This is a genomic window from Enterococcus avium (assembly GCF_002891025.1).
Classification (GTDB): domain Bacteria; phylum Bacillota; class Bacilli; order Lactobacillales; family Enterococcaceae; genus Enterococcus_A; species Enterococcus_A avium.
Genome location: NZ_NBSL01000002.1, coordinates 75,591 through 95,607 on the forward strand (window position 1 = coordinate 75,591; position 20,017 = coordinate 95,607).

A 20,017-nucleotide genomic window follows, 5' to 3' on the forward strand; every position below is an offset into this window, starting at 1 on the left:
CTTGACATATCAAGGAGGAAAAAATGAAAAATCATTCTATTAGAAATTTGACGATTTCAGCGTTACTGATCGGACTTGGGATCTTGATTCCGATGGTTATGCCGAAAATTGTGATTGGACCAGCGTCATTTACGTTAGCCAGTCATGTTCCCGTGTTTATTGCGATGTTCTTCTCACCGCTAGTGGCGATCGCGGTTGTTTTAGGAACTACATTCGGCTTTTTTATTTCTACTACGCCGATTATTGCTTTACGAGCCTTTTCACATTTGATTTTTGCACTGCTTGGTGCTTATTATCTACAAAAACATCCTGAGCTTGTGCTAAAAAATGGAAAATTCACACTAGCAAATGGGCGTTTTCAAGTATTTAACCTAGTCATCGGTCTGATCCACGCGATTGCTGAAATGATTGTCGTCTCAGCCTTTTACTTTATGGGAAATATGCCAGACACCTTCTATTCACAAGGATATATCTATACCGTCTTTATTCTGATGGGCGTTGGTGGTTTAGTTCATAGCTTAGTTGATTTCAACATTGCTTACTTCGTGGCAGGTGCGTTGTATAAACAATTCAACTTACCAATTTTTGAGAAAGCTGTGAAACATACAAAAGAATTAAATAAGGTAGCTGCTTAACCGTGATAATAAATCACGGTTTTTCTTTATTAAGGCCTCAAAAAAACGATATAATTTATAATGTTCAATATTTTGTTTATTATCCTCTAAAAAAAGAACTTTTATTTACTTAAATTTAAGTTATATTCTATTCATGAGTATTATGAGTAGAAAATGAGGGTATGAGAATGGTTCGAATCTTAGTTTTAACAAAAAATGTATTAGCAGAAGAAGCTTTAACAAATAAATTGCAGCATTTAAATTATGAAGTGTTTTGTTCCACCAGTATTCTCAATGAGATTCAGATGGAAGGACGCGTTTCGAATTTAGTCAATCATTTTCCGATTATCATCATCGGTGAGACCATTTCAAGCTACGAGATGGAATTGATGTTACCGAAACTACGGGAAAATGGTCAAAACATACTGAGAGAAGTTGATCATTCCCTCAGCGAGAAGGAACGTTCATTGTTAGAAGTACAAGGAATAAATGGGATCGTACAAAATAGTGATTCGGTAGAGCTGTTGAGAGAACAATTAGCCGAAGTTGCTACACAATATCAGAATAAATCCTTTGAACCTGTGGTAACGGAAAAGCGTCAGGAAGTAGTCGAAGAAGATCTGGATCTTTCAGCGATGACGCTAGTTAATTTATCGTCATTAGAGCTGCAGCTTTTAGAAAAATTACGGAGTAACCCAGGAGAGATCATCTCGCGCGATGAGTTGTGTAAGAGCTTGTGGGGACATATTTCCCAATCGCGTTTAGCCCAGCTCTCTTCTTTAGTAAAGAATATCAAGCTGAAGCTGGAAATTATGGAGGTTGATCACGAGATTATTCAAACGATTTGGGGCAAAGGCTATCGTTTTCGTAAAAGTGCTGCAATTTCATACAAGTAAAGCAATGCTGAGAAAAGAAGATATCTTCTTTTCTCAGCATTTTTTATAGAAAAATTTGAAATGATGCTTTCTTTTCGCAAGCTGTGCTAGAATAATATCGTAAATATTAAAAAATATCCGTTCTGATATTTATAATCCGCCTTTTTATAAATGTGAAAAAATAATAGAATATTTACAATAAGCATACAGAGTTAAACGGAAGGCATATATTAGTGAAGACAATCTAATTTATTAGATCACCCTTCATATAAGGAGTGTATCCAAGTGAAAAAAAGCGTTGTACTGAGTTTGATGATCCTATCAGCGGTCCTGAGTTTGACTGCGTGTGGAAATTCTAAGAAAGAGTCTTCAATAACTAGTGACTCAACAAAACCAAGTGAGTCCGTAAAGCAAACAGAGCAGACGTCTGAATCCCAGAAAAAGGAGTCGACAATGAAAGAAACTGTTGATAAAACAATGAATGCCATGACCTTGGAAGAAAAAGTCGGGCAATTATTTATGGCTCGTGTACCAGAGCAAAATCAGGTAGCCGATATCCAAAATTATCATTTAGGCGGTTATTTGCTTTTTGACCGTGACATGGAAGGAAAAGGGCAAGCAGAAGTGAAGCAGGCGATCACAAGTTATCAAGAGGCCAGCAAAACGCCAATGTTTATTGGGTCCGATGAAGAAGGCGGTACGGTGAGTCGTTTGAGCAGAAATCAAATCGTTTCGCCGCCTTTTCAAAGTCCTCAAGCGCTGTATCAAAAAAATGGCTGGGATGGAATCAAACAAGATATTGATCGTAAAGCACAGGTCTTTGGTGAATTAGGAATTCAACTAGGGATGTTTCCTGATGCGGATGTCTCAACAGATCCGCAATCCTTTATCTATGATCGGACGATTGGGATGGATGCAGCTGGTACCAGTCACTATGTCAAATTAAGCGTAGAAGAAATGAAAAAGCAAAAGCTGGGTTCAACTATCAAACATTTTCCCGGTTATGGGAATAATCGCGATTCCCATGTAGAAATTGTAACCGATAATCGTTCGCTGGATGAACTGCGAAGAAATGATTTTCTCCCCTTTGAAGCAGGAATCAAGGCAGGTGTTGATAGTATTATGGTCTCCCACAATATCGTTTCTGCAATTGACGGTCAGCGGCCAGCTTCAATTTCAAAACCAGTGCATGACTTGATTCGCAATGAATTAGGCTTCAAGGGTGTGATTATGACAGACGATATGGATATGGCTGGACTTGCTGATTTTATCTCTCAAGAAGAAGCCGGATTGCAGGCTTTGCAGGCGGGAAATGATATGATTTTATCCTCAAGCTACAGCAGCCAGATTCCTTATATCCTAGAGGCGATCAAAAATGGTCAATATAGTGAAGAGCAGCTCAATCAATCGGTGGAACGGCTGTTGACATGGAAAGTTGAATTAGGTTTAATCAAGTAAAATAGAAAAGGAGGAATTCTTATGTGTGCTTCGATGCGTTTGAAAATTAACCGATTCGCCAAATAATTAACGTTTGACGAACTTTTTGTTTGTTCAAACGACAAACAAAGGAGCAATGATGGAAAAACAACAATGGAGAAAGAAGTATTTAACAATTTTATCTGGACAGACAGTTTCCTTGATCGGAAGCTCGGCCGTTCAGTTTTCATTGATTTGGTGGCTGACCAACGAATCAAAATCAGCGATCATGTTGTCTTTAGCAGGACTTTTCGCCTATTTACCTCAAATGTTCTTAGGTCCTTTTGTCGGTGTCTGGCTGGATCGGCTAAAACGAAAATATGTGGTGATTTTTGCTGATTTATTTATGGGGCTTGTTGCATTCGTGCTGTCTATGTGGTTCTTATTGGGACGACCGGGCTTTGCTGTAGTGATCGTGGCGTTGTTCTTGCGGGCATTGGCAAATGTCTTTCACACACCCTCGATCCAAGCGATTGTACCATTGCTGGTTCCAGAAGAGGAACTGGTCAAAGCCAACAGCTGGAACCAATTTTTACAATCTGGGGCGTTTATGCTGGGGCCGGTTTTAGGAGCTGCAATGTTCGCGGTGATGCCCTTGTGGCTGATTCTACTAACGGACTTGATCGGTGCATTGGCTGCCTCCTTCACCTTGTGGATTGTGGCGGTACCAAATATTGTTCGCAATGATGAACATCCGCAACATTATTTTCAGGAGCTGAAGGATGGACTCAATGTATTTAGAGAAGATCCGCCGATGTTGGTGGTCATGATCTTTTCCTTTTGTATTATGATTTTCTATTTGCCGTTGGGCACACTATTTCCTTTAATGACAAATGTTCATTTTGGATTATCCGCCTGGTTTGCTAGTATGGTGGAGTTTTCTTACGCGGCTGGAATGATGATCAGTGCATTTCTGATTGGAATGAAAAAGGAATGGCGGGAAAAATTATTAGCAGCACAGTTGTCATGTGTCGGCTTAGCCCTTACGTTTATCGGCAGCGGCTTAGCGCCTGCAAACCAAAACGGTTACTGGCTGTTTGTCTTTTTCTGTATTCTGATGGGCGGCGTGGGAAATCTGTACAATATTCCCTTTATGGCTTACCTGCAAGAAACAGTGGCACCAGAAAAACTGGGTCGGGTTTTTTCTTTGTTTGGCAGCGTGATGTCCGCCGCCATGCCTGTTGGTTTATTACTGGCAGGGCCTTTTTCAGAAAAGCTGGGAATCGCACGCTGGTTTTTGATTTCAGGAATTTTGACGCTATTCTTTAGCCTTTTATGTTTAGTGTTTTATCGCCGAGCGAAAGTGAAAAGCATGAGTAAATCAACGTAAGAGAATTTTTTATGTGATCTCTCTTATTGAGAAATTAGTGTTTATGAAAGCTATACAAGAAGCATCCTAGCTAAATCTGCTAGGATGCTTCTTCGTTATCATTTTATTTTTTTTCGACTAAAAAGCAGTAAGGCAGTCGCGAGGAACAGAGTACAAATACCCGCAATAAGATAATTCGATACGATAGTTTCACCAGTCTTTGGTAATTTTGTGCTTGTATTTTTGGTAGTTACAGTTTGGTGACTAAGATTGGTCGATGATCCAGCAGGAGACACGTTATTATTTGAATCAGAAATTTTTCCTGTTATGGATTGGTTGCTGGAATCAGTGCTCGTTGTTGGGGCTGAGGGCTTGCCAGACGTACTCGAATCGCTTGTTTCTGTAGTCGGTTTTGTTTCCGGCTGATAAACGTAGGTGACGATCTGCGTTTTATCACTAAAACTTCCTTTTGAATTTTTCGGCAATTGTTTTTCATCTAAAACATATCCCTTAATCGCTGGTTGATACTCTTTGCCGGAAACATCGAAGTCCGTGCCTAATTCACCCTTCACAACTTTTTCTTCATGGATTATTTTACCAGCTGGATCAACATATTTAACAATGACTGGTTGGGCTTTTTTTTCAGTGTCAATCACGGTAACGGTAGCTTTTACTGTAGCATGATCGCCCGTCCATATCCTATTTGGCACACGATTGTAAGTATAAGTGATCTCATATTTACCAACTTTGGTATTATCGACATCACCAACAACAGAAACATCTTCAAAGGTGATTGGATTTCCTTGAGGATCAGTTCCGCCGTCAAAATTATCTTCTGCCTTCCAACTTTCACCAACATAAATCGTAGAGTCATGCGCCTTTAATTCCGCGACGTTTCGTTGATAGATATAAGTAACGGTTTGCAGGTCGGCAGTTAAGCTGCCTTTTGCATTTTCCGGGATGCTCGTTTGATCGAGGCTATAGCCGGGAATAATCAACTGATAATCTGCTGTAGTTGTATCGTATTGGTCACCAACGTTTCCTTCGATTGTTTGAGGAGCATGGATATTGTCGCCATCCGCGTCAACGTATTTGATCGTTACCCCGGGTGATGCGATAATGTGTTGAACATTGAATTGATGCAAATAGGTTCCTGATGAAATGGCATAGAAAGTAAAGCGCTCAGGTTGATTGTATGTTCCAGAAGGATTATTCAAACGAGCGTTGTATTCAAAGGTTTGCAGCTGATCGAATTCTTCCTGCGACACCCCGGAAACAGTAATGCCCTCATCTGTTATTGTCAATCGACTGCTGTCTAGCTGTACACCATTGAAATCAAGATAGGTCTGACTAGAACTATTTGACGTAGTGAATGGGGGAACATAGCCGTCATAGTTAGTCATTCGATTTGGCATAATTGAAAATGGAATATCGATTGTTTGTTTATCTGCATCATAATTTAAGTCTTTAGCATTGATGTCTGTTGCAGGATCATTCCGTCCGGTATTTTGGCCAAAAGCAGCAAGTTGCGTCAAAGCAGGCATTTGATTTATCGGTCTAAAATCAGTAATACCACAAAATTGGACACGCAATTCATTCAATTTTTTTAAAACAGTGAGTGGTTCAATTGTTGTGATATTCATATTACTTTGGAAGACCAAAGATTCTAAATTGGTCATTTTAGTAATTTTGTCGTATACACCGTTAGTTACACTGCTTCCAGAAAGGTCTAAGCGAGTGATCGTCGTACCGAAATCAGGTACATTTTGGTCAGTGACATTCGTGCCCATCAAATAAACTTGTTTCAAATTTGGCAAGCCAGCTAATACAGAAAAATCACTGATTTGATTGTTTGAATTCATATAAAAATAATCAAGATTCGTAGCCAGTTCTAAACCTTTTAAACTAGCAATGGCACTGTCTGCGTTTTGGATATATAAACTAGTTAACTTGGACATATCCTCTTGAGTCAACGCTTCCTTTGTTTTTCCGATCGCCTTTGCGACGATTTCTTGTAAGACAGGATCAGGTATCCATGCATTGATGTCCGCAGCACGCGTTTCAGGTATACTCGGCGTTGAACTTGTTTCAGTTTGTAAAGGAACCATGGAGCTTTCAGTTGAATTCGACGTGCTGTTTGAACTAGCTGTTTCAGATTGTGAAGAAGATAAACTTACGTTATTTGTTGAACTAATAGACATGGGTGGTTCAGAGAAATTCGAAATAGCAGATTCACTGCTGTATGTCGTTGTTTCAGCTGTGACTTGGAGAGGGAGACTCAATACAGATCCTAGTATTATAGAACTCTTGATAAGTAAATATAATTTATTTTTCATAATTCAAATCCTTTTATAATTTGTTGTGTGTAAATAATAAATCTTTTTTTAAGGATATAATGATCAATTTTTAATTAATAACTTTTGTTTTTTGAGCAATTTATTTTATTTAAATCAATTGTCGCAAAATCGACTTATTTTTAACGAAAGATTCTATGATCGATTTTAAATTAAGTAGTATTTTGTGAAGATTAATATACATAAACTTGTTCGGTGAGATTTTTAAACAAACATAGTCTATTGAGCAGAAATGGCGGGTTAAGGCTTCTCATAAAATGGCTAAGAAGCAATTCTTCACGTTGTTTAATGTTAAATATCAGATGATGAGATAGGAGATTGATTGTGTGGGTGAGAGACACCAGTCTTGTTAGTTCTTTTCGCCGATGGTTGACATCTTTTTATACTAGTGGAAGATTGTCTTGATTTACTTAATTATTAGAGATAGGAATCAAGTAAAATGCTATTCCAAAATCGAATTATAAATTTTTTGGGGGGTTCGTGTTTCAAGAAATGTTTAGGGTTATTACCTATTTCTTTGTATTTTTTACACAAATCAATAGACTTAAATCCTTCTATCTCATCTTATTAGATTTTCTGGAACAAATAATAGATTGTATCTGAACTTAGTTCGCACAATCTTCTCTAGGTGGCACTTGTGGATTTGAGTCAATACCTCAGACATGATTTATGAGAGTTTTTTCGAGATTCCAGTGGGTGAACATCTTATCGTTTCGACCAGTCATCAAACCAAGATAAATATAGTTGTAGAGAGTTGTCCTTCTTGGAATCTTTTCAGGTGGAAAGAGATTCAGTTTTTGCTCGTCCTACCACGGCATCAAAGGATGGTTTTTCTCTTTTCATCTGTTGGTCGGCGTAGGCCATAAAATCAGGTGCAGCGCCCCATTTAGGTTGCTTAGTGCTATCCTAACGCGCTTTTTCATAGGCAGCTTGACCAGCCTAGGTGGAATAGATGAACGTTTCATATTCGTAACGCATGCCATTTTTTTCTGTAGCCAAATTAGACGAACAGTACCATTCTTCACTTCGATATGGATGGTCTGTGGTGCACGACCTAGCTGTTTGACGATTTTTCGGTTTGATAACGGACGTTCTTGAGCTTTCAAGGCTTCGATTTGGCAGCGTTCCTCATAAGTTAGCTGTTTTCCTTTGTGTGTGAAATTATGGTATTCTCAATTTGCGTCATTGCGAATTCATCCTTTATTGATTGTGTAGGAGCTTCAATAATACATGAAATTTGCAAGGGCTCTTTTTTATTTTTCTAAGTGACTAAGTTTATTATAAAATCTACCTGTTTTGAAATGAAAAAAGTTAAAAAACATCAAAAAAAGAATAAATTTTATGAAAAATAAGTTAAAATAGAAAAAGAAATAGGTGATTTGATGATACTATTAACTACAATGGCTAGAGATTAATCTTCATATTGGTATATAGACAATGATATCTATTAACTGTTTCAGTGTAGGAGGCAATAGTGAGAAAGAGAAATTCGAAAGTTTTTAATAATTTATTGATTGTATTGGGAACAATACTAATTTGTTTAGCGTTTGTAGCGCTATTTTACCAATATTATGATCTTCAAGGAGAAAATGACAAGAGGGTGACTTCCACACATTCAAGTATCAAAAATGGAGAACTAACTAAATCAAAAGTAAATAAAAAAATTGATAGCTTAACTACTTTGAAATATACTTTTGAAAAAATAACTGTTGGGGAAGAAGATTCTGGATCTGGTGGGAGCAAAAAAAATGAAGTTAAAAATTTGCTTGGAAAACCAGACTCAAAAATAGAAGATTACAATGCAGGGGAAAAAGCGACTTCTTACTCCTGGAATTATTTTCCTTGGGATGATCCAGTAGTTTCAGTGATGATAACCTTTAGAAATGGAAAAGTAGTAGCTAAGTCATTAGATATTGCTAAAAAACATGAAGAAAGTATTCCTGGATTTTTAAACGAGTTTAATCAAATGATGAATGGACAAACTTATTCTAAAGAAGAGATAATAAAAAAATTGGGATATCCAACTTCAGAAATGGTATTAAGACATAGTAAACATCAATATGAATATTTTGTTTGGAGTGATTCTAATAAAATATTTTCTATAGAGTTAAAAGATGGAGAACTCAAAGAGCGTAAACAGAATGAGTACTAAAATATTATGAATCTATGTTAATAAAGTGGAGGCATTTATCGAGCGTTTCTCTGAAACTACGAAAAGAAATTCTGTCTAGTTGTAGCCGATTCAGTCAGTGTAAAGGTAGTGGAAAGATAGTATAGATTTTTGGAAGGAATAGGAGAATCCCGATTTAAAATGATAAGCGAAAAATTCAAGAGATAAATATGCGAGACTTAAAGTACGAAGTAAATATAACCTCGTACTTTAAGTCTCGCTACTTGATAGATAAGTGAAATCTAAATATAAACCTAACTCCGTGAAAACTGTGCTTCATACAACTTCTTATAAAAACCATCTTTTTCCAACAGCTCTTGATGACTGCCAATTTCAACGATTTGTCCGTGATCCAGCACGAGGATCTGATCAGCATTTTGGATTGTTGACAGACGATGGGCGATCACAAAGCTGGTATGATTCTTCATCATTGCCAAAAAGGCGCTTTGGATTTTTTGTTCAGTCAAGGTATCCACTGAACTGGTCGCTTCATCAAGAATTAGCATGGAAGGTTGACTGATCATCGTTCGAGCGATCGTCAGCAATTGCCGCTGCCCATCGGAAAGCTTAACACCAGCATCGCCTACAATCGTATCTAATTTATCCGGCAAGCGCATCACGAAATCATACATATAGGCATCCTTCAATGCTGCATAGATTTCTTCATCTGTTGCTGACTTACGGCCGTAACGCAAATTGGCTCGTAAGCTGCTATCCATCAACCAGGTTTCTTGCAATACCATGCCGAATTGCTGGCGAAGACTGTCTCGGGTTAAATGACGGATATCCGTACCATCAATCGTGATCGTTCCTTTGTCTACTTCATAAAATCGCATTAGAAGATTAACCAGTGTTGATTTTCCAGCGCCGGTTTTTCCGACGATCGCGATGGTTTCTCCCGGTTCGACAGTTAAATTGAAGTCTTCAATCAATGGCTGATCCTTTTGATAAGCGAAATCAACATGCTCGAAAACGACCTTTCCCTTTGCGGCAGTTAAGGTGAAGGCATCAGGATCATCGGCTTGTTCAACAGGTTCCTTCAATAATTCAAACGAGCGATCAAGACCGGCGATCGCAGTTTGAATCTGAATCGTGATTCCAGATAATTCAATAAAAGGCTTTGTAAACTGGCTGGAATAGATCGTGAAGCTGGAGATAATCCCGATTGTCACCCCGCTATCAGTTTTTAATGCTAATAAACCACCCACCAGGCCAACCATCAAATAGGCTAGATGATCGACAAAACGCGAGGAAGGATTGGTCAAGGAAGAAGCAAACTGAGCTTTTTGTCCCCGTACATAAAGCTCTTGATTCAACGCTTCAAAGTTTGTTTGATTTTGGTTTTCTCGTTGGAACGCTTTGACGATTTTTTGATTGCCGACCATTTCTGTAATGAAGCCAGAGATTGAACCGACTAGTTGCTGCTGACTTGTAAAGTATTGCTGCGAGGTGCGAGCGACGATATAGGTAATCAAAAAGATGATCGGCGTTACCACCAGTACAACGAACGTCAGCATTGGACTAAGATAAAGCATAAAAACTAAGGCGACTAGAACAACGGTCATGCCAGAGAATACCTGATTGAAGACCGCGGAGATAGCAGTAGAGATATTATCCATATCATTGGTAAAGCGGCTGACAATATCGCCTTTTGAGCTTTGATCGTAATAACTCAGCGGCAGTTTATTCATATGAGTAAAGGTTTCTTCCCGCAGTTTAGCCACTGAATCAAAGGCAACCGTGTTTCCTAATCGCTGAATAAAATATTGACTGATAACCGTTACTAAAAAGATGCCGACAAATAATTGAAGAATCTGAAAGAGTCGGGTAAAGTCAACGGAGCCTTGATTGACCATTTGATCGACAGCGACACCAATATAATAGGTCATCAACACAGAGGTGATCCCACTAGCGATTCCTAAAATAATTGCTGCAAACAATTCCTTTGAATAAGCCGCTAAATAAGGAATGAACAATTTCAATGAACGGAAAAAATTCTTTTTCTTGATCATTGAACAGCACCTCCTTCTGCTTGAGAATTGACCAGTTCCTGATACAGCTCAGATTCTTGCAATAGCTCTTCATGACTGCCTTGAGCCGCGATTTTTCCGTTATCCATCAAAAGAATTGTTTCCGCGTCTTGGATTGAGCGCAAACGCTGAGAAATAATGACTACACCACAATCAAGCTCGCGTTTCAGTGCTTGGCGCAAATCTAGGTCAGTCTGATAATCCAACGCAGATAAGGAATCATCTAAGATCAACAATTTTGGTTTGCGAATCAACGCGCGGGCAATTGTTAAGCGTTGACGCTGACCGCCAGAAAAATTCTTTCCATTTTCCAAGATCATGGTATCCAAGCCCTTTGGCAGGGTTTCAACAAATTCACTAGCCTGAGCGATGGCTAAGGCTTCCCAGCAATCTTCATCTGTGGCATCCTGTTTTCCCCATTGCAGATTTTCCCGAATCGTTCCACTAAAGAGGACAGCAGTTTGGGGTACAATCGCGATTTCAGAACGTAAATGATCCAACGACCAGTCTTTGACATTGCTCCCGGCAAAGCTGACTGCTCCCTTTGAAGCATCGTAAAACCGTGGGATCAAACTGATCAGGGTTGATTTTCCACTACCGGTAGCGCCAGTAATACCGAGAATTTTATTTTCCTGCAAAGTGAAGGAGACGTCCTGTAAAGCCAGACCAGATTTTTCTGTATAGCGAAAATCGACATGCTCAAAATCAATTAATGGTGCTTGTTCGTTAGCATTTTGAACCGCGCCATCATCTTCTAAGGTCGTGTCAGTCGCAAAAACTTCATTAATCCGATTCGCAGAGGCCGCTGCACGAGTGAACAGTACAACTAGGTTAGAAACGACGATCAACGCTAAAAGCATTTGGTTCATGTAATTGATCAGGGCAAGTACCTGACCTTGTTCTAAATGTCCAACATTGACTTTAAAGCCGCCAAAATAAAGCAGCGCCACGACACCCGCATTCATAATCAGTGTCGTACTAGGAGAAAGCAGGGCAGAGATGTTAGCGACCCGCTGATTTAAGCGGGAGATTTCTTCTGTTTCTTCATTAAAGTGAGCCGTTTCGGTATTTGTTCGGGCAAAAGCGCGAATCACTCGGACGCCGCTCAAATTTTGGGTCACCAATTGATTTAACTGATCGAGTTTTTGTTGAATTTTTCTATATAAGGGTACAGAATAATGGATAATCAAAAAGAGAATGAAACAGAAAAGCGGCAGCAGAATCAAGAAAATCAATCCCATTTGCCAATCGATATAAAAAGCCATAATGACCGAACCAATACTTAGAAACGGTGCTCGAACGACTAAGCGGATCAGCATCGCTAGAGCCCCTTGCATCTGATTGATGTCACTGGTCATGCGTGTGATTAAGGTATCTGTCCCAAAGCGATTCAATTCCTTATGGGAGAAGCTGTTGATTTTCTCCATCAAGCGATTTCGCAGAACCGTACCGAAGCCCTGAGAGGCAATCGAAGCATAATACTGACAGATCAACGCACAGAGCAATCCGACGATTGACAAGCCCAGCATAGCGACAGTCATCTCAATCACTTTGCCTTGATCGTGGCGAGCGATGCCTTCATCTACTAATCGAGCCATGAATAAGGGCAGAATCAGTTCGAAGACAGCCTCTAAAAATTTGAAAAAAGGGCCAAGAATAATCTGCTTTCGATAATCTTTGGCATAACGTAAAAGCTGAAGCATATAAGTTCCTCCAATAGATAAAGTAAATAATCTGCAAAATAGGATCGCTTCTATTGTAACTTACTTGTCAATCAAGTCCGAAGAATATACTTGGAAATACCAGAAAACTTGTCTGCCAAGTAGAAAACGAGTCAAAGAAAAAGAGTGATAGAATTTCCTTCACTCTTTTTTGTCTTCTCTATTTTTGGATAGCTCACTGATTGTTTCTTGAATGAAATTCCTGCTTTGATTAGTAATAAACGGATCAATCACGACGACTGGATAATCTTTTGGTAGTCCTTCGGAAGAACCTGTTGTGATTAGGCAATCATAATTTTTTAATTCCTCTTTTAGGTTAGGCAAGCCGCCTGATAATTTTTCGAAATGTGTGATCGTGAAGTTGCCATAGACCTTTTCGGAAATCTGCTTTGCTAAAAAGGTCTCTTCTGTTGGAGATAAATCGGACAGTAACAGAACTTTTAGTGGCTGATCTTGACTGGCGAGCCATTCCATACTATACACTTCGGTTGTAATCAACAAATACATATAATTTTGAATAAAATCCTCTTCTTGATACATGTTGTGTCTTGAGACAAACCGTTCTACTAATTCCCGAATCTTTTGAACCCCTCGACGATAGACCTTTGATGCTTCTTGTACGAATACAGAACGATTGCGCCATAATACGCCAATGTACTTTCCATTTGGATCGCATAAGTAAAAATCATTGCATAAAACCGTCGCTATGTCTAATCGATTCAAGTTGCTGAGACGATTTCCCAGCATTTCATCAAATTCTTTCGCTAAAGCATAGTGCTGTGTAAATAACCGGCGATATCTTGGATTTTCTATCAGAGCGACATCTCGATGCAGTAGGCTGAAGACAATAGCGTCAGAAAAGGTTAACCAAAGTGCGTCTCGAACCATCTCGATTGTTAGTTCCAAGCCGACACCTTCTCTAAGTGCCTGCTTTAATTTTTTGTAGGCGAGTCCTGTTGGAAGAAGAATGGCATTTGTCCTTAATTCTTCCTTAGGGAACCTATGACCTCTTTTTAGTCGCCAAAAACTAATGTACATATTGTAAATCAGGCGTTTCTCGTACACATATTTCTCATGAATACAATTCATATCAATAAATTCTTGAACGTATTTTTCGATGATGTAGTAATGATCGGGCGGCAATTTAGGAAGAGTGCTTTCAAAGGCGCTTTGTCGTTCTGTGTAAAAACGATAATAGAAATTTCGAATCTCACCTTCGTTTCCTTCTATTCGCAGGGGACGATAGTGAAGCTGCATCCCTGCTTTGGTCAAGGTAGTTTCGATTTTTTTTAGGTAGCGTTGGGTATTAGAGGAGCTTAAATATAGTTTTTTTGATAGTGCAGTAATATTTTCGCATTCTTCATACAGAAGCTCTTCGATAATTTGAAATTCAGGACAAGCATTTAAAAAATCCGCATAGATGACACCAAGGCTGATCGATTTATCCATGATAATTCGAAACAAGCCCTTCACTTTGACTATTTGGACGACATTTGGTTTTTCAGAATTGATCAAATCGATATCGTTCAATAGGATCGGCAGGGAACAATTTAACAGGCTTAATAATTGATCACTGGATAGACCATCTCGCCGGTAGTATAAATGCTCCAATAACAACAAACGACGTTTATTGCTGGTTCCTAAAGTTGTGCGAAAATCCATCGTCGTTCCCTCCTTTTTTTGAGCAAGTTCTTAAACAATTAGAAACTACAAGCTAAGTACAATCCTTTTTTTGCGAAAATAATAAATTTACAATTTTTGACAGTTGAAAGTGATGATGATCGAAATAAAGATACGAATACGGTAACAATACCACTGTGATTAAAACGTTTTCTATATAAAAATGATATAGGGAGAAAGCGTTAAAAACAAGCGTTAATTGTAAATACTCTTAAAAATAAGTGTTTTTAGCATATTGAACACAGCTTTATACAAGTAGCTGCTCTAAGTTTAGACCTTAGCAGCGTCATTTGGTTTAAGACTGAATGGATAATGAACAAAATCTGCAAGCGATCTTTTGCCTATTATCAATGTGATTCATTTACTAGAATAGTTAAAAGTTGGAAAGGCAAGACGCTTTCTAAAGTTAAGCACAAGGCACATAGTGGAAGCTTTACCCATGAAACTAGCATTTTCTGACTATCCGTGGAATAATGAAAGCCAAGCATTCGTTTAATGGAGGAAGAAAATGGAAAAAATATTTACGATCATTGTGCTCTTATTTTTTTGCTATTCATTTATTGGTTGGTTATGGGAGACGATTTATTGCTCGATCAAGGCGAAACATTTCGTGTATCGCGGCTTTCTATTAGGACCAATCACACCAATCTACGGCTTTGGAGTCGTTGGCGTGCTTTATTTTATTGAACCCTATCAGCAGAATATCGTGCTCCTGTTTTTCTTAGCGCTGATTCTCGTGACCGCCTTGGAATATCTGACCAGCTTTTTATTAGAGAAAATTTTTCATCTGACATTATGGGATTATAAGGATGTTCCATTGAATATCAATGGACGGGTGGCCGTACCAGTCTCCATCTTTTGGGGCATTGCCTGTGTGTTTATTGTTCGCGTCTTAAATCCTTATTTAATGACTGTTGTTAGCAGCTGGCAGCAGCGCTTTGGAATTTTTCTACCAATGCTTCTATTAATGCTAACAAGTTTTGATCTAGGTTTTACCCTAGCGAACCTTGCATCATTGCGTCAGGCGATAAACAAGATGAGTGCTACGATCCAAGACAAGAAAGAACAGCTGCAAGCAGATCTTGGAGAATTAAAGGTAGCAGCAGAAGAACGTCGCCAGGGTTGGATGGCTGAAATCAAAGAACAGCCTGAGTGGCGTAAACAACTGCCAAGGCTGAATTTCCAAGAACGCCGCTTCTTGAATAGCTTCCCAAATATGAAATCGAAGGAAATAAAAAGTCCTTTAGCGGAGATTCGCCAGTTATCTAAAGAGCTGCGGAAAAAATAATATTACAAAAATATGACAAAAATTAGTCCTTTCAAAGCTTGAAGGGACTATCTTTTTTATGGTGTCTAGGGAAAATAAAACAAATGTTACTAAAACATGTTTCGTTTTGTAATGAAATGTAATGTTGGTGAAACAAAAAGTCCGTCATTTTCTCGTATAATAACTGAGGGTAAATAGAAAGGTGGACTTTTAAGTGAGAAAGCAAACGTTTGGGTTCGTTGCCACGCTATTGTTGGGTGCTAACGTACTTTTACCAGTCTTTGCACAGGCAGAGTCACTGAATGAGTTAGATAAAAAAGAATCCGCAATCGCTCGACAAAGTGATAAAATCAGCGGAGAATTACAGATCGCACTGAATGATGTCAACGAAAAATATCAAGAAGTTAACGATATTCGGACAAAAATCAGTGAGAATGAAGCAGTTTTGGAAAAGACCAAAACAGATATCGTGGAAACAGAAAAGAAGATTGAACAGCGTAAAGAAGCAATTGCAGAGCGGATGAAAACTGCTCAAGTCAATGGTATGACGGATCGTTCGATTAATGCATTATTGGAATCAAAGGATCTTGGCGAGTTTTTGAATCGTGCCTTTGCGATGACCGTTATCCAAAATGCAGAGAAAACAAAAGTTGCTAGTCTAGGCGAGGCCAAAGACAAATTAACCGAATTAAAAGCAACACAAGAAAAAACACAAGCCCAATTAAAACAAAATAGTCAAAGTCTGGAAGCTGAAACGACGAAGTTAGATGAAAAAATGGCCAACTTAAAGCAAGAGTTAGCCGATAATAAAACTAGCTTAGAAAAAATCAGCCAAGACAAAGAAGTAGAAAAGGCCCGCCAAGCTGCTGAAAAAGCACAAGCGGAAAAAGCGGAGAAAGAAGCCAAAGCAGCCGAGGCTGCAAAAGCGGCGGAAGCCGAAAAAGCTTCAAAAGCTGCGGCAGCACAGGCACAAGAAAAGGCGAAGGCTGAAGCGTCATCGCAAGCATCTTCACAATCGTCAAAACCAGCTTCATCAGCGTCAAGTTCACAACAAACAACACAAACAAGCGAACAACCAAAACAAGAACCAGCGCAACCAGCACCAAGCACACCGACGACATCTGGTCGTACGATGCAAATGGAATCAACGGGTTATTCATGTGCAGAGTCAGTGAATACATTCTTTACAGCGATGGGAATCGACTTACGTCAAAATCCACAGGTTGTAGCTGTTGATCCAAGTGTCATTCCATTAGGTTCAATGGTAGAAGTATCTGGCTATGGAATTGCAATCGCCGGTGATACCGGTGGTGCCATCAAAGGGAATATTATTGATGTCCATTTTCCAACAGTTGAACAATGTATCCAATGGGGACGTCGTTCAGTAACTGTGACCGTTATTAGTTAAGACAAGTGAAGCACCGTTTGAGATCATAGGATTTCAGACGGTGCTTTTTTTGCGTAATCAGCTATTTAAAGAGATCCATGGACAATTTATCAACCGTGTCAAAAGCCTTCATTATTAAACTACAAGTTACTTTAGCAGAAACTGTTAAATCAAAAGTATAAAAAATCGACTAAGCTGACTGACAGACCCTGGAAACACGTGTATAAAATTGCTTTATGTCTACAAAGAAAAACGCGATCTGCATATGTTTATGGAGAAAAGGTAAGAAGGGTAGTTTTAGACTTATAGGATGAAATGAGGTTGAAGAGTAAAAAAAGGTGTTTACGAAGAATAGTTGGTTGATAAATCTGCTGTAAATAGTGATACAGATTATCCATTAGAAAATACAGATATCATTAGTATTACTATTATTAAATCAGAAAATCGTCATAATAATAATAAAAATCAGAACTTTATAATTCACAATCATCTTTTGGATTGACAAAGAAATTATTGAGTAATCACTTTAGTAAAACATTACACTAGTTATGTATATTTTCTATACAGGAATACTCATTATGCCTGTATTGCTTAGAATCATTCTATCTTATCATGTATACCTTATGGAGAATATGTATCAAATTTAGTTATAATAAGAAACTTTATCGTTCGCTGAAGTAGCCTTTTTCAATATTTTAGCAAATGAAATATTTAACATTAGTTTAAAAATCTTGTATCGTAATATGTGTAGAATGACTCGTGTTACTTAATAACTTAAATTGAAAAACAGAAGGGTGAATGTAAAATGATTAAATTGTATACGTCAGCTAGTTGTACATCATGTAGGAAAGCCAAAGCATGGTTAAGAGAAAATGGATTGGCATTTGAAGAAAGAAATATAATGTCGAATCCTTTGACAAAGGATGAAATCAAAGAAATTCTTACGATGACCGAAACAGGAACAGATGAAATTATTTCCACGCGTTCAAAGGTCTATGAAAAATTAGACGTTGATTTCGATGAGCTATCTCTAAGCGAATTGGTCGATATCATCGAAAAATATCCAAGCTTGTTGAGACGTCCGCTTGTTTTTGATGAAACGAAATTCCAAGTCGGTTACAACGAAGATGAGATCCATCAGTTTATTCCGAGAGAAGTTCGCAGAGTGACTTCGAAGAAAATGGCTAGAGTCTTGCTTTATATGGATTTGCAAAAAGAAAGTCTTGTATAAAGACATAATTATAGATAAATCCCCATCCCGTTCTTTTTTGTTGGTAGGAACAGGCTGGGGATTATTTTGCGAGTTAAGCTTTCGCAGTTTATTCGGTGTGAAATGTAGACAGAACTTTTTAGCAAAATGATGGACAAGCAGTTTAGCTTAATCGTATGCGTACGAGAATAAAATCATTTTTCGCGCTTTTGGAAAAATGATTACTATTCAATTGAGGTAGCTGCGAGTTAGATTTTTCGCAGTTAATTAAGCTTGAAACATAAACATTGCTTATTTACCAAAAAATGCTTAAGCAGTTTAGCTTAATCGTATGCGCACGAAGACAAGAGCTATTTTTCAGATAAAATGTTTCCTATCCTATGTGCCAACTGTTTGACGAATCAAATGGTCAAAGGCGCCAAGAGCGGCGGTGGCTCCAGATCCCATGGATATAATGATTTGCTTATAGGCGCTGTCTGTACAATCACCTGCGGCAAAAATCCCTTCTACATTGGTTGCGCCATGTTTGTCTACTAGAATTTCGCCACGATCGCTCAAGGCGACTGTATCGGCTAACCACTCAGTGTTCGGCATTAGACCAATCAAGATGAAGACCCCTTCAACATTCAAGGTATGTTCTTCATTTGTTAGACGATCCGTATACGTCAATGCTTCAACGTGAGAAGAACCGGTGATCTCCTTCGTTGCTGCATTTGTAATTACCGTGACATTCGACAACGAGTAAAGCTTTTCTTGCAACACTTGATCGGCCTTTAGTTCAGGAAGAAATTCCAGTACATAAATATGTTTCGCTAATCCAGCTAAGTCAATGGCGGCTTCAATCCCTGAGTTTCCGCCACCAATCACCACAACTTCTTTATCTTTGAACAATGGGCCATCGCAATGCGGACAATAAGCGATGCCTTTGTTCTTAAATTCCTTTTCACCAGGAACATTGATGGCACGCCAACGGGCACCGGTTGAAAGAATCGCCGTTTTCGTCGTTAAGTGCGCACCGTTTTCTAATTCAACTTCGATCAAATCCTTCTTCTGAATGGATTTGGCACGTTGTCCTTTCATGATATCTACATCATATTGTTTCACGTGTTCTTCCACTTGACGCATTAATTGCGGACCTTCCACGTAAGGCGTGCCGATCACATTTTCGATTCCCAGCGTTTCTAAGACTTGACCGCCGAAGGTATCCACGACCATTCCGGTCTTGATTCCTTTACGAGCAGCATAAATTGCTGAGCTGGCACCAGCAGGACCGCCCCCGATGACTAAAACATCAAAGGTTTCTTTATCGTCGAATTCATCCGCGCCCAAAGGTCCGCTGACTTTTTCGATAATCTGTTCGATCGTCATCCGACCGCTATCAAATTCTTCATCGTTTAGAAAAACAGTCGGTACGGCCATGACTTCCTTTTCATCAACTTCGGCTTGGTACATCCCGCCTTCGATCATGGTGTGCGAAATCTTTGGATTCAACACAGACATAATGTTCAACGCTTGGACGACATCCGGGCAGTTATGACAGGTTAGGCTGACATAGGTTTCAAATGCTAACTCCCGATCAATCGATTTGATTTGTTGGATCAGCGAATCATCGATCTTCGGTGCACGACCGCTGACTTGCAGCAAAGCTAGGATAAAGGAAGTAAATTCGTGTCCCATTGGTAAGCCGGCAAAGACGATGCCGCTAGCATCTGCGCCCACCTGATTAATCTCAAAGCTTGGTGTCCGTTTTAAGTTCTTGGTTTCGATCAAAATCTTATCATCCATCGCCGCGACTTCAGTCAAGAAATCTTCTACTTTTTTCGACTCTTCAGATTCATCCAAACTTGCTGAAAAAACGATCTTTGATTCTAATAAGGCTAAATATTGTTTTAGTTGTTCCTTCGTTTCATTATCTAACATAGAA

The 20,017-nt window shown here is 38.9% G+C and carries 13 protein-coding genes, 1 pseudogene and 1 riboswitch; of the genes and pseudogenes, 8 read left to right on the forward strand and 6 right to left on the reverse strand.

The window, feature by feature from the left end; all coding sequences use genetic code 11:
* The first annotated feature begins 23 nt into the window (after positions 1 to 23).
* The 4 genes from AUF14_RS00510 (at position 24) to AUF14_RS00525 (ending at position 4,295) form a co-directional block, all read left to right on the forward strand.
* Positions 24 to 635 (forward strand): hypothetical protein, encoded by a 612-nt coding sequence (locus tag AUF14_RS00510; protein ID WP_016181058.1) that lies wholly within the window; start codon positions 24 to 26, stop codon positions 633 to 635.
* 167 nt (positions 636 to 802) lie between these two features.
* Positions 803 to 1,510 (forward strand): winged helix-turn-helix domain-containing protein, encoded by a 708-nt coding sequence (locus tag AUF14_RS00515; protein WP_016181057.1) that lies wholly within the window; start codon positions 803 to 805, stop codon positions 1,508 to 1,510.
* Positions 1,511 to 1,774: 264 nt separating this feature from the next.
* Entirely contained in the window at positions 1,775 to 2,947 is a 1,173-nt protein-coding gene (locus AUF14_RS00520) for a glycoside hydrolase family 3 protein (RefSeq protein ID WP_016181056.1), read from the forward strand.
* Positions 2,948 to 3,062: 115 nt separating this feature from the next.
* Positions 3,063 to 4,295 (forward strand): MFS transporter, encoded by a 1,233-nt coding sequence (locus AUF14_RS00525; RefSeq protein WP_034876543.1) that lies wholly within the window; start codon positions 3,063 to 3,065, stop codon positions 4,293 to 4,295.
* Between the two features lie 98 nt (positions 4,296 to 4,393).
* On the opposite strand, the gene AUF14_RS00530 is transcribed toward AUF14_RS00525, so the two are convergent.
* Entirely contained in the window at positions 4,394 to 6,475 is a 2,082-nt protein-coding gene (locus AUF14_RS00530; protein ID WP_227656317.1) for a MucBP domain-containing protein, read from the reverse strand.
* Positions 6,476 to 6,808: 333 nt separating this feature from the next.
* Positions 6,809 to 6,945: riboswitch (M-box (ykoK) riboswitch) on the forward strand.
* A 393-nt stretch (positions 6,946 to 7,338) separates the two neighbouring features.
* Positions 7,339 to 7,814: pseudogene (locus tag AUF14_RS23290) on the reverse strand (helix-turn-helix domain-containing protein); the annotation flags it as partial.
* 288 nt (positions 7,815 to 8,102) lie between these two features.
* Here AUF14_RS23290 and AUF14_RS00540 point away from each other — a divergent pair.
* The gene (locus AUF14_RS00540) at positions 8,103 to 8,780 is read left to right on the forward strand and encodes a DUF3862 domain-containing protein (RefSeq protein WP_016181053.1); all 678 of its coding nucleotides are present in this window, start codon (positions 8,103 to 8,105) and stop codon (positions 8,778 to 8,780) included.
* 272 nt (positions 8,781 to 9,052) lie between these two features.
* Here AUF14_RS00540 and AUF14_RS00545 read toward each other — a convergent pair whose 3' ends face one another.
* From AUF14_RS00545 to AUF14_RS00555, 3 genes are all read right to left on the reverse strand, one after another.
* A complete protein-coding gene (locus tag AUF14_RS00545; RefSeq protein ID WP_016181052.1) occupies positions 9,053 to 10,810 on the reverse strand; it encodes an ABC transporter ATP-binding protein in 1,758 nt (585 codons plus the stop codon).
* Positions 10,807 to 12,531: an ABC transporter ATP-binding protein gene (locus AUF14_RS00550; protein WP_016181051.1), complete on the reverse strand. Its 1,725-nt coding sequence runs from the start codon at positions 12,529 to 12,531 to the stop codon at positions 10,807 to 10,809. Before AUF14_RS00550 ends, AUF14_RS00545 begins: the two co-directional genes overlap by 4 nt.
* 159 nt (positions 12,532 to 12,690) lie before the next feature.
* The gene (locus tag AUF14_RS00555; RefSeq protein WP_016181050.1) at positions 12,691 to 14,211 is read right to left on the reverse strand and encodes a helix-turn-helix domain-containing protein; all 1,521 of its coding nucleotides are present in this window, start codon (positions 14,209 to 14,211) and stop codon (positions 12,691 to 12,693) included.
* Positions 14,212 to 14,737: 526 nt separating this feature from the next.
* Here AUF14_RS00555 and AUF14_RS00560 point away from each other — a divergent pair.
* From AUF14_RS00560 to spx, 3 genes are all read left to right on the forward strand, one after another.
* Positions 14,738 to 15,517, forward strand: a complete 780-nt coding sequence (locus AUF14_RS00560) for a putative ABC transporter permease (RefSeq protein ID WP_016181049.1) — start codon at positions 14,738 to 14,740, stop codon at positions 15,515 to 15,517.
* A 193-nt stretch (positions 15,518 to 15,710) separates the two neighbouring features.
* Entirely contained in the window at positions 15,711 to 16,904 is a 1,194-nt protein-coding gene (locus AUF14_RS00565) for a 3D domain-containing protein (protein WP_016181048.1), read from the forward strand.
* Positions 16,905 to 17,688: 784 nt separating this feature from the next.
* Positions 17,689 to 18,114 carry a transcriptional regulator Spx gene (spx, locus tag AUF14_RS00570; protein ID WP_016181047.1) on the forward strand — a complete coding sequence of 142 codons (426 nt, stop codon included), beginning with the start codon at positions 17,689 to 17,691 and terminating at the stop codon, positions 18,112 to 18,114.
* A 357-nt stretch (positions 18,115 to 18,471) separates the two neighbouring features.
* On the opposite strand, the gene ahpF is transcribed toward spx, so the two are convergent.
* Positions 18,472 to 20,013 (reverse strand): alkyl hydroperoxide reductase subunit F, encoded by a 1,542-nt coding sequence (gene ahpF, locus AUF14_RS00575; protein WP_016181046.1) that lies wholly within the window; start codon positions 20,011 to 20,013, stop codon positions 18,472 to 18,474.
* Between the last annotated feature and the right edge of the window lie 4 nt (positions 20,014 to 20,017).